Below are 16,760 nucleotides of genomic sequence, written 5' to 3' on the forward strand. Positions count from 1 at the left end.
ATAAACCAACAAGATTTAACCGCCCCCCCCTTTAACCTAAGCAATAATAAACGAGTAACGATATCTATTTTTTTCTGAATTTTCGAGCAATACTCAAAAAAACAGAACCGAAAGTCCTAAAAAAACCTTGTTCAATTGTTGACCGTAAGACTTGCCGCAGCACATATGTGAAATAATCATATACAGCAATTAAGTTAACACGGCGGCTTATAGAAAGCTTCGCCGTGAGATTGGTCTTGGCAGCCAGTCGCTGAGTACATTCAAAGAATTCAATTACCCCTTCTAGTGCTGCTTGTTCGCAAGCCGTATAATTTGTTCGGAACTCCTTTAGCTTTTCTTTGGCTTGGGCTAAACTTTCGGCTTTATCGTCCCAGCACACACCAGCCGATCCATGTTCAGCCTCTGCAATCAACTCGTCAAAGAAGGGATTTCTATTCGCGACCACAACGCAACCACAAAGCAAAGCCTCTGTTGCTAAAGCGGTATTCTCAAAAATATGTAGCACTTCGTGCGTCTGGAAAATTTCGCGGAGAGCCTCACGGCTTTGCCCGCCCGGTCCACGAGTTATTTTTGTGCCGTTACGAATAAGATGGTCCGGCACTTCCTGTTCGTGCACTTCGACATACTTGCCCGCATAATAACAAATCCCCGATCGCGGTTGGTTGTCTTCAGGCGGTTTGAAGAACTGGGGGTCCGAACCGGGCAGAAACAGCTTTCCCGCACAGTTTTTTATGGTGCGCGCGATGACCTCAGAATATGCGAAGATATACTCATCTTCCGAGAACGCATTTGGTCCTCCTAGCAGGCCAGTGAAATTCATCACCCATCGCACCACAATCCCACCTTTGAATGGGTTAACATGCATTGTCTCCGGCAGGACGATTATTGGTGTTTCACCGGCAACACGGTGTAGCTCAACTGTCGCTGGCGTTAATGCAGGCGTGACAAGCCCTGGCCCGAGATCTGCCGCGCTTCGAAAATACGGCGAAACATAGATAAATGCGCGAGCACCTGACAGGTTCAGCAGGTGACATAAGACATAGAGCATTTTTACGCCAGCGGAGTCTTGGGTATAGGGAGGCGCAACGATGTAGTAAGGCGCGCCACTGCCCATCTTAGGATACAACAAAGCTGCGGTAGAGATACAAGTTTTACCGGGTGGCAATGCGGTTGCTGCTATATATTCTGAAACGACCAAATCTTTTCCCCTTGTCGCAGCTGGGCCTTGCCGCCTTAGATGCTGACGACTCTTAATCTTAAGCCTACCGAGATTCGCAATGATGGAGTTGCAGCATGGTATCAGGCCCGAGCGCGTTGAAGTATGGCTTATCGGCCACGCGAGACCGTTAACACTCAGTTACCTTAAGTGCCCCGCATTGCAAGGATAGCACGAGACGCTCAGTAATCCCCTTTAACCCCGCTTCACTCTCAGCCAAAATGCGCGCACAACATGATGTAAGTTTGCACTTGCTAAATCTGGATTCGGGCAAAAAATGGACGGCCACCGCAGAAAGAAGGGAACACGTTGTTTAATCTTCGCTTTGGAAAAGCCCGCATCAGGGGCATGGACATGCATTTTTAATCCCCAAACTGCAAGCCCTGACCACTACCTTAGCTTTCGAAGTCAAACTCCAGATGGCAATCAACAAGTTGGGATAAGCATTCCTGGCACTGCCCTTTCTGTGCACCGACTTGATGTGCCTCAAAAATGCAAAAGCTTGCGCGCTTTTGCTTTCGGTCAATCAGCCGAAGCCAGAAGCAAACTTCGAGTCGTCGCGCTAATTCCCCCCGGTGCAATTGGCGACCTCATTTGGCGATGTTGGCGCCTAGTCGGTGCGATAATGTCAAGGTTACGACGCAATTCCTTGGAAACATATGTCGCTAAGCAGCCGAAAATTGAGTCAAGCAAAGTCGCTTATGAGGGTGCTTGTGAAAAACTTGACAGTCCGGTTGTGTGGTCGGAGGTCTCAATTGTTATACCAAGCCGCGATAAGCCGGAACATTTAACGGCCCTATGGCACGCTGGTCTCAGTTCAGTCTGCAGCCAAGGTGCACAGGTCATCATCGTGGATCATGCTTCGGAAATGCCCGCGACGGCAAAAACATTAATGGACCTAGCGGAGCAAGGCGTCCAAGTCGTACGGGCAGAAGGACCATTCAATTTTTCGCGCTTGATAAATTTTGGTGTGAAAGCATCAGATCGCACACAGCTTGTACTATTGAACGATGACGTCGCGCCTACCTCAATTGACGCATTCCAGACGCTCTTGCGGACAAGTAAAGCCTTTCCCAATCGAATCTCTGGAGGTGTCCTAGTTTATCCCCAAGGTGGTGTTCAGCATGCGGGATTAGTTTTGGGAATGGGCGGACTAGTTGGCCATTTTGGTAGAGGCTTGCCTATCGAAAGCACCTTGATGGAAGCATGGATCAAGCCGCACCGAGCTGTCAGCGCAGTCACTGGGGCTGTTATGGCCCTATCACGGAATCTGTTTGATCAACTTTATGGGTTTGATGAAGGACTCTTCGTCGAATGTGGGGACGTTGACCTTTGCCTCCGCGCCGCGGCTTTGACGACGGAATCTTGCATTCTTGTTGGGGATTCAATCTGGACCCACCCTGAAATGTCATCTCGTGGCAGTCCCTCAAGGGGCCCTTTCGCAAGGCGCATTCAAATTGATCGGGCTAAGTTCATGATAAGGTGGGGTCAAGCACTCGCTTGCGACCCATTTTTGGATCGCCATCTCCGGCGGGATTCAGAAATGCCGAAACATGCTTGGCCCAGCTTTCGGGGTGAATAAGCAAGCTTGAAATAAACAATCTGCGGGCTGGCTACCTTCTAATTGAAGGTCCCAGTTGATGCTAATCGGTCCTTGCAAACACCCCATTCAAAAGGTAAGCCGTGCGCTTATCTACTGATCAACAGCCAACAGATTCGGATCGCTGTCGAAGCAAAGAGCAGTGTTTTTTGGGCATTTAACTTAGCAAGGTAACTAAAAATCCATGTTGCAATCAGTAACTTCAACTCGTGCTGACTTGTGGCAGGGTTATGTGAATTGGCAAGCTTGGATTGGCTTGGCCATTGATGACTTAGCTGGTCGCTATGCTCGTACCCTCATTGGGCCATTTTGGGTGACTCTGTCCCACGCCGCATTTGTTATGGGTTATGCTTGGTGGTCATCTTTAGTTCTGTCAGCAGACTTTCAAGATCAAATTGTGTATCTTGCGGCGGGTTTAACCATTTGGTTGATGATCGCAAACTGCCTGAGCGACTCGTCTAATCTTTATGAGCGGGCCATGCCGATTTTGATGGCTTATGATCTGCCAATTTCGTTGCACGTTCATCGAGCAGTAGTTGGCCATTTCTTCGCATTTGCCCATAATATGTTGGTCTTTATCGCAGTCATCATTATCTTTAAGTACCCGATCAATGCGAACATTATTCTCGCCATTCCAGGCTTGTTCTTGGTCTATTTGACGTTGACTGGCCTCGCATTGGGCTTAGGCGTGCTTGGTAGACGCTATCGCGATTTGGGTCCGCTCATTGCCTCCATTGTGGGTGCGTTGTTCATTCTGACTCCAATTTTTTGGCGCCGCGTAGAAGGCAGCGCGCAAGCAAAACTGGCAGATTTGAATCCCGTCTACCACCTCGTAGAGGTCGTACGCGCCCCAATGTTGGGAACATTGCCCTCTTCGACCAATTGGATCGTCGCTGGTGCAACAGCTTTACTTGTATTGCTGTTCGGAACGTTGGCGTTTTCTCATTATCGTAAGCAATTGAGCTACTGGATCTGACGGTATCATGGCTACATATCTGGCACTTGAGAGTGCATACGTTCATTACCCAGTAGTTTCATCAAGTCGAGATGTGTCGATCCTCGGAGCTGTAGCGCGTTCAGCCGCTTTCGGAATGTTCTCCCAAGCATCCAAGAATGGCCTTCGATATGTTCGCGGCCTTAATGGTGTAACCATGCGACTGGGGGAAGGGACACGCCTCGGAATAGTCGGGCGAAATGGCTCGGGCAAGAGTACATTGTTGCGGACCCTAGCCGGAATTCACCATCCTACAAAAGGAAAACGAGTCGTCGACGGGCTATTGGCGTCCGTATTGAGTATCGGCGCAGGGCTAGATCCAGAGAAGTCCGGCCGTCAAAATGCGCTCAATATCCAGCGCCTTTTCGGAATCCCAAAAGGCCGGGCTGCAGAAATTTGTTTGGAAATTGAAACTTTCGTCGAATTGCAGCACTTTTTTGACCTGCCGGTCCGCACCTATTCCTCAGGGATGATGGTGAGATTGAGTTTTGCTATCGCTACGTCTCTACCGGGGGACATTCTGTTGGTGGATGAAGTTCTAAGCGCCGGTGACATGCACTTTATGTTGAAGGCTGCTCAAAGAATTGAAGAACGCGCGGAACATGCGAAAATTTTTGTGATGGCAACCCACAGCAAAGAAGCATTGGATCAGTTCTGCAACCATGCGGTTTGGATGCATTCTGGTCGGATCATTATGGACGGACCACCTGCAGATGTTTGGGAGGCCTATGCGACCTCCGACCCAGATGAACTACTACGGAAGAAGCCCACGCCTCTCATTCTCAATACAAAAATGCGAGAAACAGGTGAAATTGCGCAGGGATAGCGGCAATTCTTTCTGGGCCAAGCAATAAAACAAGCAACTTCAATCTTGAAGGACAACAGGCAAATCATGTCAAAGATTCGTTTAGCTGATTATGTTGCAGGTTGCCTTGCGCAACATGGTGTAAAACATGTGTTTATGCTGACAGGAGGTGGAGCCATGCACCTCAACGATGCACTTGGTCGGCACCCCGATTTGTCTTATGTGTGCTGCCACCACGAGCAGGCAGCTGCCATGGCGGCCGAAAGCTACGCTAGACTTTCTAATCGCATCGCTTGCGTAAATGTGACGACAGGCCCTGGCGGCATCAATACGTTTAATGGTGTTTTTGGTGCCTTTACCGACTCAATCCCGATGATTGTTGTTTCTGGTCAGGTAAAGCGCGAGACACTCCTTACCAATGCGGCACCAAGATTGCGCCAGCTGGGAGACCAGGAAGCAAACATCATCGAGATGGTCCGACCAATAACAAAATACGCCGTGATCGTTCAAAATCCGGCTGATATTCGGTTCGAACTTGAGAAGGCACTTTGGTTGGCACAATCTGGCCGGCCAGGACCAACTTGGATTGATATCCCAATCGACGTGCAAGGCGCTGCTATTGAACCCGCCAAACTGCGAGCATTCGATCCGATTGTCGAAGGATATGGCAAAGAGTTTGCAATCCCCAGTGAGTATGGTCGACTTCAAAACGAGGCTCTCAAGACTGTAGCCGTTGAGATTCTTGAACGGCTGAAAGCTGCGAAACGTCCCGCTATGCTTGTCGGCATGGGAGTCCGCTTATCTGGGGCGCGGGATCGGTTCTTAGAGTTGGCGCGCCGACTTTCAATCCCAGTAACTACTGGATGGAACGCGCATGATGTACTTTGCAACGACCATCCCTGTTATGCGGGTCGGCCTGGCTCAGTTGGTGACCGAGCTGGCAATTTCGTTGTCCAAAACGCAGATGTCTTGCTGGTATTTGGGTCACGCCTCAATATTCGCCAAGTCAGCTATAACTATCAAAGTTTCGCGCGTGCAGCTTATAAAATCATGGTGGACATCGATCAGGCCGAACTGGCGAAGCCTACACTGAAGATCGATATGCCCGTGCATGCAGATCTTAGCGAATTAATCGATATTCTGCTGGACTTGACGAAAGATTATAAGGCACCCAAGGCCCATGCAGACTACTTGGCATGGGGGCGGGAGCGCGTCGCGCGCTATTCGACCGTTCTTCCCGAATATTGGGAAACCAAGGATACTGTAAACCCTTATTGCTTTACACAAGCGCTTTTTAAAGAACTGAACGACGATGAGGTCGTGGTCACAGGAGACGGAACCGCTTGTGTGGTGACCTTCCAAGCAAGTGAACTCAAGATTGGACAGCGCCTCTTTACAAATTCTGGATCTGCCTCAATGGGCTATGATCTGCCCGCGGCGATCGGCGCGCATATCGCAGATCCGGACCGACGCATTGTTTGCATTGCTGGGGATGGTTCCATCATGCAAAATCTGCAGGAATTGCAGACTATCGTAGGCTCCCAAATGCCTGTGAAGATATTCATTTTAAACAACGACGGGTACCATTCGATCAAACAAGCACAACAAAACTATTTTGATGGGTTTGTTGTTGGGTGTGGACCTACAACAGGCGTGACTTTCCCTGACTTCAAGAAGATAGCTGATTGTTTTGGCTTTGGGTTTGAACGGCTGCTAACCCATGAGGGAATGTCGGAAAAGATCGCAGCATTTCTAGCTTCAAACGGGCCAGGTATTTGCGAAGTCCGGATCGATAAGAACCAGGTGTTCGCTCCCAAAACTGCCTCACGCCGACTTGAAGATGGCAGCATGGTTTCGGCTCCACTTGAAGATTTGGCGCCTTTCTTGTCTCGCGAAGAATTAGCGGAAAACATGCTGATACCGCTAATCTAGGCAACGCAGTGCCATTAGGAGTGTAATCGATAGGCAATGCACCGAATTGCAGTTGCCGTTGCAAGAATATCTTTTTGCGACGACAGGTGATGTTTTAAGTGCAAAGTACAAATCAGTAACAATCATAGAAGCTCAAAATCTGCCTGCACAAATGCGGACATTATAGGACCCTTAATGAACCTAGATCACCCAATCTTTAGACAACAAAGGCTCACGAGCAGGATTCTGATTACTGGTGGTGAAGGTATGCTTGGTTCAGATGCCGCGCAAGTAGCTCACGAACTGGCAAACTTTGAAGTTTGGGCACCGGGGCACACCGAGCTCGATGTAACGGACCCGGATGCGGTAAAGCGCGCGGTTGACTGGGTTAGTAGCGGGCCAAGCCCCGGTTTTGTCTTCCATTGCGCTGCCCTAGTGAATGTTGAGGCTTGTGCGGCCAATGTCGAGCAGGCCAGGCGTACGATTGTAGATGGTGCTCGTCATGTTGCATTGGCTTGCCAAGCAACCGGAACGAGAGTGATTTACCCGCAGTCATTTTTGATTTTCGGGAACGCAAATGAACTGATTGATGACGATACGGTTCCCGAGCCTTTATCTGTTTACGGCAAGCTAAAGTTGGAAGCCGAAGGGCTATTCCTTACGCACACACTTAAACCCCTCATTATTCGGATGGCTGGATTTTTCGGTGGCGGCAAGCGTGACAAGAATTTCGTAGGCAGGATTATTCCGGTCTTGGCTGAAGCAATTGAGGAGGGCCGACAAAGCTTCACCGTTGGCGATAGAATTTGGCAGCCGACTTGGACTGTAGACTTGGCCCGCAACGCAATTGCCCTAGCATTAGCCGATAAGCATGGTACCTATCAAATGGCCTCAAAGGGCGAGGCAAGCTTCTATGAAGTCGCACAGGTTATCGTTGAGAGCCTAGGCTGGTCCGACAAGTTAAGTTTGCGTAAAGTTGAGGCGTCGGAAGTTGAAGGCACCATGAATGGTCAACGGCCACAGAGAGCGGTCTTCGTCTCCAAGCGTTTGGAAAGTGAAGGCTTTGACCTACAGCGTCCTTGGCGCGACGCGCTTTGTGACTACCTAAAGGACAAGTTTTTCGATAAATACCGTGCGGGAGCCTCACATAATGAGTAATTCAGGCCTTTTCAGCCCATTCCAAAAAGACGGCACTCTCTCTGTCCGGAACCGAATTGTCATGTCGGCCATGACTCGGAATTTTGCTGATCAGAATCACCAAGCGACAGATCAAATCAAAGAGTATTACCGAAAGCGAGCCGAAGGCGGGGTCGGTCTTATCTTGACCGAAGGCGTTGTTATTCATCCAAGTGCGGATGGGTACAATAATGTCCCTCACATTGCGACAAAAGAGCAGGCGGACAGTTGGAGTCCCGTTATCGATGCGGTCCATGCTCATGGCGCAAAGATCGCCTGCCAATTATGGCATTGTGGTCGGATCTCCCACTCAGACTATACCGGTGGTTTGCCTCCGGTTAGCTCAACAAATGTTGCAGCGGCGGGTATAAATCGTCAAAATAACAAGCCGTTTGGCCAACCCGTCGCTTTGGACGCCGCGGGGATTGAACAGGTATACCAGTATTTTGAGATTGCAGCACGCAATGCCCTAGCAGTCGGCTTTGACGCGATCCAATTACATTGTGCCAATGGCTATTTGCCTGATCAGTTTTTGGATTCACGAGTCAATGATCGTAAAGATCAGTACGGTGGATCCGTGGAAAATCGTTGTAGATTTACCCTCGAATTGTTGGAGCGAATTCTAGCAATTGCGCCAAGCGAAAAGGTTATCGTCCGAATTTCACCATCCCGCTTTATGGGCGAGATTTATGACTGGCCCGACATGGAAGAGATGATCAACTATTTGTTGCCTGCCATGTGGAAATTGGGTCTCAGAAATCTCGATATCTGCTGTGCGAACGCGAACTACTTCGACACGTCTGCACGCGTCGTAAAGCTTGCGCGACCACTATGGCCAGGCTTGCTAATAGCTGGCGCCTCGCTGACAAAGCCACAGGCAGAGCAGATTCTGGCGGACGGCGACGTAGATCTAATAACTTGGGGCCGAATGTTCATTTCAAACCCCAATTTCGCTGAAATCCTCAGAACTGATGCAGAAGCGGTACCCTTTGTCTATGAAATGGTCAAAGAGCTAATATGAGGCAGGCTCCGGGGTTTCCTTTCTACGGCTGGTAGCACCTGCAAGGGCTCGAGCTCAAACCCAACCGCGGTGGCCGTAGCTTCCGTGATGACACAATTCAGAGATCAAGAAACAAATCACAGATTAGAGCTCGCTTAGCTGCTCCTTAGATTAATGCGGAACAGTTTAATCTTAAGGTGTTCAGATATTTGAAGCGCCAATACAAGTGATTCAACAATCGTCTCTGCTCAATCCAAGGGCTAAGAGACGTCGCACTCGCTGATAGATTCGCTTCCAATGCGTGGTGGAAAGCAAGTGGATGTCAAACAAACATGCATTTAACCTCGCAGCACATCCAAGACGGACTTGAATTCGTCTACTCCAGTCGTCTGCTGACACGACATTAAAGCGGAGCCGCCATAACCCTGGCGAAACAAAACGAACTTTACGCCGCTCGCGAGAGCTGCGGATTGATCAATTTCACTATCACCGACCATCACAGCCTCATGTGCTGCCACCCCAAAATGCTTCAATGCGGTATCAATATGATCACGGTGCGGCTTCTTGTTCGCAACTGCGTCCCCTCCCAGAATCAAATCAAAGAAAACCTCGAGTTTAAGTTCTGCGAGCAGTTTTTCTGCCAAGCTCTGGGGCTTATTGGTAACAATTGCTAGCGGGACTGCCATTTCAGCCAAAGCCGCGAGGACATCGGGGACGCCATCATAAATCTCATCTGGATTTGCCTCGGCCTGTGCCAAGAGCGTTCGGAATTCAACAAGGTCCCGAGTGCGACACACCAAGGCTTCACCAAGGGCTGCAGCAACCAGATCTTCAGCACCGCGACTGATGTAAGGCTTCAAAACATCTGGTTCAACAGGACTGTAGCCACGGTTACTTCTAATTTGTGAGAAAACACTGGCGGTTGTCCTCACAGTATCCACAAGGGTCCCGTCTAAGTCGAACATAACTAATTTTGGCAGGGGCTGAACTTTTGTCACCTGTAGTCGTTCCTCTTTCATTCGATATCTCAATACTTGTTCAATGCTCTTTGATTTGGAATAACCAAGCCTAAGTTCTGGCTCACCCTATACAATTTGTATCGTCGCCTAAGCTTATGGCAGAATTTGGGAATTCTTGATTGTCAAAGGACTGTCCTCATATAGGCAATCGTTTCTCGCACTTGCACCGGAAATGGCATTAAAGAAATGTCGTGTTTGAGAGCAAGCTGAAGGGCTGGTCTAGGATCACCAAAGTAGGAACTCGTGCGCGAAAAATCGATCTTAGGCCTGAAAATGGGAACCACAGGCTTTTTTGTGAGACCAGCTGTCTCATGGGCGACAGTCGCCGCAATCTGACCCATCTCCAATAACTCATGACCACATAAATCAATTGGAACCAAATCTGGTGCACCCGTTAACAATTCCGCGGTGACCAATTCAATTAAGTCGATCACCCCAAGAAAGGATCTGAATACAGGGATTGAAGCCGTAACATTGATCTGACCACTAAGAATGGCCTGTTGTGCAAAAGAAGAAACAGCGTAGTGATCAAACTTGTTAATGTACGGACCAGCGATATTGAATATTCTGCCAACAAAAGTTGGCAAACCAGACTTGGCTGCGTAGGCCAAAAACCGATCTTCCTGCAGCAGTTTAGTTACGCCATAAAGGTTTCGTCCCTTGCCAGATTGGGCGTCTGCTGCAGCACCTGACGATGCAACAAAGATTGCCTTTGGCATTGAGGCAGTAATTGCATCAAGAACAAGTTGGTCGATGGCTTGGTTTCGACTGAAAAACTCGCCATCACTCAGTTCTGCCGCCTTTTCCTTGGTAAGGTAGGCCAAATGAAAAACAACGGCCCCGGAAAGATCTGCTTGAAGAAGATCTGCTAATGCCAGAACTTCTAGAGGTTGATTATCAGGGCCCACAATCATGCGCGCTGATGACCCGTAACATTTGGTTTTGGAACGCCACTCCTCACCAATTGATTTGCCAAGCCAAGATAGCAAAGCGTTTCCAATCCAGCCTGACGGCCCGATCACAACATATTTGGTTGCTTGAGCGGCTTGCCGCCACGATCCATTTTCCAACTTACATCTTCCATTTATCCGACCCCGTATAAGGGCCATTCCGCCCAAACCTATTTGAGGATGAGCACGACTTTGACGCTGAATTGGTAAAGGCTCTGAAGAATTTCGGCAAGCAGTGGCCGTCATCGACTTTGAGGGATAGGGCACTCCCAATCCTCGTAGGCGTATTGGCTACTAAGCTAAGGGCCAAACAATTGGAGCTACTTATGACCGCTGAAACCGCAAATCTCTGCTTGCCCTTTATTCTCGCTTCGCAGGCCGAGAAACACGTAACGCTAAATGAAAGCCTGATTGCGCTTGATCAGTTGGTGCAAGCGCGTGTCCTTAGTCGCAGTTTAGCGAGTGAACCACCCTCACCGCTTGAAGGTCAATGCTGGATACTGCCCATGGCGTGTTCTGGGCCCCACTGGCAGGGATTTGCGCCCAATCTCTTGGCCTACTTCGTCGATGGAGCTTGGCGCTGCTTTTCCCCAAAACTTGGCTGGCGGGTGTGGGTAATTGATGAAAGGAGGCTTGTCGTTTGGTCAGGTTTGCAATGGGAGATCGCGAACCAAGATCGCGTCGCAAAAAGTGGCGACAGTATGAGCGGCGCGTTGAGCCTACCTTCGGCTGGCCTTCAAGTTGGTGAGAAAGATCTGCACATTACGGCGGTAGGAGCGGGTATTGGGATTAGCAACCCTTTAAGGCGATTACACATCGCGCAAAGTCAATCTCCCGAGTTTGTTATCCAAGAAGCCGATGCCGTCCCTGATGCTCGTAACTTCCGCCAATACCTCACCAATAATCATTTGGTATTCGGGACGTTAAATGATGCTGGCACAACGGGAATGAATCTCTTTGTTCTGAATGCTAACACAAGAGCAGTGCTGCCGGGTGCTGACAATGCCCAACACTTAGGTTCAGCGCAGTCTAGGTGGTCGACGATCTTCTCAGTCACCGGTGCTATTAGCACGTCAGATTCTCGACTGAAGACAGATATCGAGGACTGCCCGCTGGGCTTAAAATTCATCTGCAGCCTTCGCCCAGTGAGTTACCGATGGCAAAGTGGCGCTCAAACTTTAGAGCCCGGACCAGTTGAGGATGGGATTAACTGTACACAAGCAACAACCAAAGCCGGCAAGCGCACGCACATCGGATTTTTGGCCCAGGATGTCAGGGCAGCCACTCCGAACGAGCTAGATTGGGCAGCTTGGACTTTAGCAGACCCTACTGACCCTGAAAGCCAACAAGGACTGCGTTATGAACAGTTTATTGGGCCACTTGTTCTCGCCATCCAGGAACTGACCCAGCGCCTAGCTCAAATTGAAAGTCTTATCGACCCACCCGTTGTCCAGATAAGCTGAAAGGCAAACAAACGGGCCCATTTGAAACAAATGGGCCCGAAAAAATTCGACTTCAGCGGTTGCGATACAAGGCAACCGCTACACTTAGCGATTTGAGCTCAAAATACGCCAACGGCTTTCCAACATATCGATCCGCTTGGCGTCTTCGCGCTCGATAGCACCGTAATAGTCGCGCTTATTCTGCAACCAAAGCATCTCAAAATGTACAGCATTCAAGAGCCCGTCAGACAAATTCGGAGTATCGGTAGCGGTTCCTGCAAAAATCACTTTGCGGGTCTCGAAGCGCGTCAAATGGACAGCTCCCATTACTTTAAGGGTTTCAATGGAATCCATCGAAATTCCACCACCGACCACGAGGGAGAGACCCTTGTCCTTACACAGTTGGCCAACCGTGGTGACGTATTCAGTAATCTTGGGTCCATCGATACCATCCCGGGTCAGACCAAGCGAACCGGAAAAATCAACGCGCCCGAAAACAGGACCAGCCAAATGATATTTGGCTGCGCGGTCAATCAATTGCTCTTTCACATTATATGCGTTGATGGTCTCTAAGTTGAACAAAAACTCTGTGTCGAGTTGCTCATCTGGACTGTAAACCTTGTCCCGTGCCTCTACATATTTTGATAGTGCATAGTCAGATTCAATCATCGGCGCGATGATATATTCAACACCAATTTGCCTAGCTTCCAGCAGGTCGCGGACAGCTTCACAACCACCGATCTTAAGACCAATCTTGAGGTCAGCTTTCCGAGCTATCTCTATCAGGCGCAACAATTCATCTGTCCGAGTACCTTCCGCCTCAAACTCAGCCTTTACTGCAACATACCCAAACTCGGCCCGACCTTGCTTAAGGATGTCCAGCATTTTTCGTTCACGCAAATTCATAGCATTTCTCCTGATTTGTTTTCTTGATGGATTGTGTAGGTAGTCAAAATGTTGGAATGGATAGGTATGGGACCCGTGCAATAACGGTTCAGAAAACCAGAGACTTTCCCCAGCTGTGGGATATTCTGGCAAACCGAAATTGCATGTCAGATCAACCTAGCCAGCACCGACACTCTTGCGGATCTCGCGGACCATGTAAGCAATTTGCTCCTCCTGTAGGCCTGGGTAAACGCCTACCCAAAAGCAGGAGTTCATCACGACGTCTGACTGGGTTAAGTCACCAACGACACGATAATTCCGGCCCTTCATATAAGGCTGTCGCAAAAGGTTCCCGCCAAACAGAAGACGCGTGTCGATCTTTGCAGCCGTCAAATGTGCTACGACATCGCGACGAGAATAGCCCGCCTCTTCACGGACCGTAATTGGGAAGCCAAACCAAGATGCCTCGGAATTTTCTGTTGCTCGGGGGAGGATTAATCTATCTTGTAGATCCGCTAGCCCAGCCCAGATCAAGTCAAAATTTCTTCGCCGGGCTGCAATGAACTCTTCTAACCTATCGAGCTGCGACAATCCAACGGATGCCTGCATATCGGTGATCTTCAGGTTGTAGCCGAGGTTTGAGTACGTATATTTGTGATCGTAACCATCCGGAAGATCGCCCAATTGCCAATCAAAACGGCGCCCACAAGTGTTGTCGAAACCAGGCTCGCACCAGCAATCACGCCCCCAGTCACGGATACTTTCAGCCGCCCGTTTATAGATTGGGTCTGAGAACAAAACTGCTCCCCCCTCACCCATCGTAATGTGGTGTGCCGGATAGAAGCTTACTGTGCTAGCAACGCCGAACGTCCCAACCTTTTTGCCGTCATAAGTTGCGCCCAGTGCGTCGCAGCAGTCTTCAACAAGCCAAAGGCCGTGCTTTTTGCAAAAATCGCTTACGGCCGCTAAGTTAAATGGGTTACCCAATGCATGCGCCAAAACTACAGCCCGCGTTCGGCGGCTCAAAGCCTGCTCCAAACGTCGCATGCTCATATTGTAAGTACCGAGCTCCACGTCAAGAAAAACAGGAACCAAACCATTTTGGATGATCGGGTTGACTGTTGTTGGAAAGCCCGTAGCACAGGTGATTACTTCGTCACCTGGCTTAAGCGCATCATCACGGAACAAGTCAGAAGTTAGAGCGGTAACAGCAACGAGGTTAGCCGAAGATCCTGAGTTTACGGTGATCGCTGTCTTTACGCCCAAAAAAGCGGCCAAACGCTTTTCGAACTCTTTGTTAAAGCGACCGGTAGTTAGTACAAAATCGAGGCCTGCGTCGACGAGGTTTCGTAAGTCGCGATGATCATAAACTTTTCCCGACACCGGGACGCGACCGCTGCCAGGATGAAATGGCTTTGGCGCATGGGCGAGCTTCGCATAGCGTTCGACGAGCTCTCCTATCTGAGCCCGCAAGGCAATCGCCTCTTCGCTTGAGTGATCCCCCATAATGATTGTTTGTTCTGCAAAGTCTGGGATCTTTTTTGCCACTTTGAACTCCTATACCCCACCTTAAGGGGTTTCCAATTCGATTTGTTTCTAAGTCAGCTGGGTTTGCGCCTCAACTTAGCAAGCCAAGAAAGATTTTACCTCTGAGGACACTAGATCGAAGGCATCTTGGCCGCGCAGGACGTTTACATACCATTCGGTCGTAAGCTTAATTGCGGTTTCATTGTCCCAACGCGGTGACCAATTGAGCTCTACCTTAGCTTTGGTTGGGTCAACTCTCAGGATTCCAGCCTCTTTGCGTTGCGACTGCAGTTCGGCCTCTTTCGCAAAATTAACCTTAGGTAGGCCGCCTACAATATTCTGAAAGACGCTAACCACTTCGGCTACCGTCATTTCACCGCCCGGCGTAGGTCCAAAGTTCCAAGAATCAAATCCTGACCAAGATGCCCGCCCTGCCGTATTTTCAATAGCCATCAGATAGCCGCTGACCGGCTCAAGGACATGCTGCCACGGGCGAACGGCTGATGGGCTGCGAATTTCAACTTCGTTAGAATTTTGGTAGGCGCGCACTAAATCGGGAATGAGCCGATCCTCCGCCCAATCGCCTCCCCCAATCACATTGCCGGCGCGAACGCTAATTACCCGCGGCCCGGATCCATCACTGAAGAATGAACGTGCAAAAGCAGAGGTAACGATCTCTGCGCAACCCTTGCTAGCGGAATATGGATCTTTACCGCCCATGGCCTCGTCTTCCCGATAGGGCCAAACGCGTTCACGGTTTTCGTAACATTTGTCACTGGTAACAATGGCTACAACGCGCACGCTAGGCTGCGCCTTACAAGCCATGAGAATCTTTGCCACACCCATGATGTTTACATCAAGCGTTTCAATTGGCTCTACTAACCCAAGTCGAACCAGTGGCTGCGCAGCCATGTGCAGAACGACGTCTGGCTGCGCCAGATTAAACACCTTCAACAGTGCCGACTCATCTCGAACATCTCCGCGATGGTCATCGACAAATCGGCTGAGCCCCGCAGCTCCATATAAATCGGGGGTGGTTACAGGTCCGGGCAATGAAAACCCAACGACCTTCGCGCCCAATTCGTGCAGCATCAAGCTGGCCCAAGCACCCTTGAAACCTGTGTGCCCCGTAAGAAGCACAGTCTTGCCTTTCCAAAAGGCATGGTTAGGAACTTTTACCATAACTTCCAACGGGCCTTTCCACTGACCCACAAGTCTTCAAGCTGCTGCTTGTCGCGTAAAGTGTCCATCGGCTGCCAGAAGCCTTCGTGCATGAAGGCTTCCAAATTATTTTCCCGCGCAATCTGCTCCAATGGCTCCTGCTCCCATACGGTGGTGTCGCCTTGGATGTAATCGATGACAGACGGACTCAAAACGAAGAAGCCACCGTTAATATAGCCACCTTCAGAACTCGGCTTCTCTTTAAAGGCCCGGACGTTTGTTCCGTGCAGGTCCAAAGCACCAAAGCGCGCCAAAGGCCGCACCGCAGTGACAGTTGCCTTCTTTCCGTGTGCGGAATGGAAATCATAGAGCGCACCAATGTCCACATCACTTAAACCGTCCCCATATGTCATGAAGAACGGGCGATCCTGCGGAATATAGTCTCGAATTCTCCGGATGCGGCCTCCAGTCATAGAATGCTCACCCGTATCAACAACACTTACACGCCATGGTTCGGCATTCACCTCATGAAAGATGGTCGGCTTCCCCATTTCAATCGTGACGTTGCTTTCATGAAGAAAATAATTCGCAAAGTATTCCTTGATCATATAGCCCTTATAGCCACAGCAAATCACAAAATTCTTGACCCCATATTGGGAAAAAATCTTCATAATGTGCCAAAGAATTGGACGCCCACCAATTTCTACCAATGGCTTTGGTCGCGTACCAGTTTCTTCTGACAGCCTTGAGCCAAGGCCACCAGCCAAGATAACGCACGACGTCTGACTTAAATCGCTTCGCATCAGGAGCTCTTTCTGAATCAGTATACCAACCTGCATCTAAGGAATCACATCCTAGCTCCGACAGCGAGAAGGATGGTTAACTTCGCGGGTCTTGCCAGATGAGATTCTTGAAGTCAACCTGATCGCATCATCGTTTTCCACACCAAATCGAGAGCCAAAGGCCATAAAATTCCCGTCACAAATTTGTCAAAAAATTTCTACAAAACAATAAGTTAAAGGCCGACCTCCAAGCACGGACCGACTAACGAGGGCGAGCAGTCGTCAATTCATG

The 16,760-nt window shown here is 49.6% G+C and carries 14 protein-coding genes; 7 read left to right on the forward strand and 7 right to left on the reverse strand.

Annotated elements, in window-relative coordinates; all coding sequences use genetic code 11:
- Positions 1–64: 64 nt before the first annotated feature.
- Positions 65–1,198 carry a glycosyltransferase family protein gene (locus B7364_RS17000; RefSeq protein ID WP_157893775.1) on the reverse strand — a complete coding sequence of 378 codons (1,134 nt, stop codon included), beginning with the start codon at positions 1,196–1,198 and terminating at the stop codon, positions 65–67.
- A 643-nt stretch (positions 1,199–1,841) separates the two neighbouring features.
- Here B7364_RS17000 and B7364_RS18435 point away from each other — a divergent pair.
- The 6 genes from B7364_RS18435 (at position 1,842) to B7364_RS17030 (ending at position 8,723) form a co-directional block, all read left to right on the forward strand.
- Positions 1,842–2,798: a glycosyltransferase family 2 protein gene (locus B7364_RS18435; protein WP_408606359.1), complete on the forward strand. Its 957-nt coding sequence runs from the start codon at positions 1,842–1,844 to the stop codon at positions 2,796–2,798.
- A gap of 202 nt (positions 2,799–3,000) precedes the next feature.
- The gene (locus B7364_RS17010; RefSeq protein ID WP_085341246.1) at positions 3,001–3,792 is read left to right on the forward strand and encodes an ABC transporter permease; all 792 of its coding nucleotides are present in this window, start codon (positions 3,001–3,003) and stop codon (positions 3,790–3,792) included.
- A 7-nt stretch (positions 3,793–3,799) separates the two neighbouring features.
- On the forward strand, positions 3,800–4,636 hold the full coding sequence (locus B7364_RS17015) for an ABC transporter ATP-binding protein (RefSeq protein ID WP_085341247.1): 837 nt from the start codon (positions 3,800–3,802) through the stop codon (positions 4,634–4,636).
- Between the two features lie 66 nt (positions 4,637–4,702).
- A complete protein-coding gene (locus B7364_RS17020) occupies positions 4,703–6,547 on the forward strand; it encodes a thiamine pyrophosphate-binding protein (RefSeq protein WP_085341248.1) in 1,845 nt (614 codons plus the stop codon).
- 174 nt (positions 6,548–6,721) lie between these two features.
- Positions 6,722–7,684 carry an SDR family oxidoreductase gene (locus B7364_RS17025; RefSeq protein ID WP_085341249.1) on the forward strand — a complete coding sequence of 321 codons (963 nt, stop codon included), beginning with the start codon at positions 6,722–6,724 and terminating at the stop codon, positions 7,682–7,684.
- Entirely contained in the window at positions 7,677–8,723 is a 1,047-nt protein-coding gene (locus tag B7364_RS17030) for an oxidoreductase (RefSeq protein ID WP_085341250.1), read from the forward strand. Before B7364_RS17025 ends, B7364_RS17030 begins: the two co-directional genes overlap by 8 nt.
- Before the next feature lie 317 nt (positions 8,724–9,040).
- On the opposite strand, the gene B7364_RS17035 is transcribed toward B7364_RS17030, so the two are convergent.
- Both B7364_RS17035 and B7364_RS17040 read right to left on the reverse strand, forming a co-directional pair.
- On the reverse strand, positions 9,041–9,721 hold the full coding sequence (locus tag B7364_RS17035; RefSeq protein WP_085341251.1) for an HAD family hydrolase: 681 nt from the start codon (positions 9,719–9,721) through the stop codon (positions 9,041–9,043).
- 122 nt (positions 9,722–9,843) lie between these two features.
- On the reverse strand, positions 9,844–10,791 hold the full coding sequence (locus tag B7364_RS17040) for an NAD-dependent epimerase/dehydratase family protein (protein ID WP_157893777.1): 948 nt from the start codon (positions 10,789–10,791) through the stop codon (positions 9,844–9,846).
- 206 nt (positions 10,792–10,997) lie between these two features.
- Between B7364_RS17040 and B7364_RS17045 the strand changes: the two genes are divergently transcribed.
- Positions 10,998–12,134 carry a DUF2793 domain-containing protein gene (locus tag B7364_RS17045; RefSeq protein ID WP_157893778.1) on the forward strand — a complete coding sequence of 379 codons (1,137 nt, stop codon included), beginning with the start codon at positions 10,998–11,000 and terminating at the stop codon, positions 12,132–12,134.
- An 84-nt stretch (positions 12,135–12,218) separates the two neighbouring features.
- Here B7364_RS17045 and B7364_RS17050 read toward each other — a convergent pair whose 3' ends face one another.
- The 4 genes from B7364_RS17050 to rfbF all read right to left on the reverse strand — a co-directional run bounded on the left by B7364_RS17050 (position 12,219) and on the right by rfbF (position 16,489).
- Positions 12,219–13,019, reverse strand: coding sequence for an aldolase (locus tag B7364_RS17050; RefSeq protein ID WP_085341254.1), 801 nt, complete (start codon positions 13,017–13,019; stop codon positions 12,219–12,221).
- A gap of 156 nt (positions 13,020–13,175) precedes the next feature.
- On the reverse strand, positions 13,176–14,546 hold the full coding sequence (gene rfbH / locus B7364_RS17055) for a lipopolysaccharide biosynthesis protein RfbH (protein ID WP_232780942.1): 1,371 nt from the start codon (positions 14,544–14,546) through the stop codon (positions 13,176–13,178).
- Positions 14,547–14,621: 75 nt separating this feature from the next.
- The gene (gene rfbG / locus B7364_RS17060; protein WP_085341255.1) at positions 14,622–15,707 is read right to left on the reverse strand and encodes a CDP-glucose 4,6-dehydratase; all 1,086 of its coding nucleotides are present in this window, start codon (positions 15,705–15,707) and stop codon (positions 14,622–14,624) included.
- On the reverse strand, positions 15,701–16,489 hold the full coding sequence (gene rfbF / locus B7364_RS17065) for a glucose-1-phosphate cytidylyltransferase (protein ID WP_085341364.1): 789 nt from the start codon (positions 16,487–16,489) through the stop codon (positions 15,701–15,703). Before rfbF ends, rfbG begins: the two co-directional genes overlap by 7 nt.
- Between the last annotated feature and the right edge of the window lie 271 nt (positions 16,490–16,760).

This window comes from Aquidulcibacter paucihalophilus, assembly GCF_002105465.1.
Classification (GTDB): domain Bacteria; phylum Pseudomonadota; class Alphaproteobacteria; order Caulobacterales; family Aquidulcibacteraceae; genus Aquidulcibacter; species Aquidulcibacter paucihalophilus.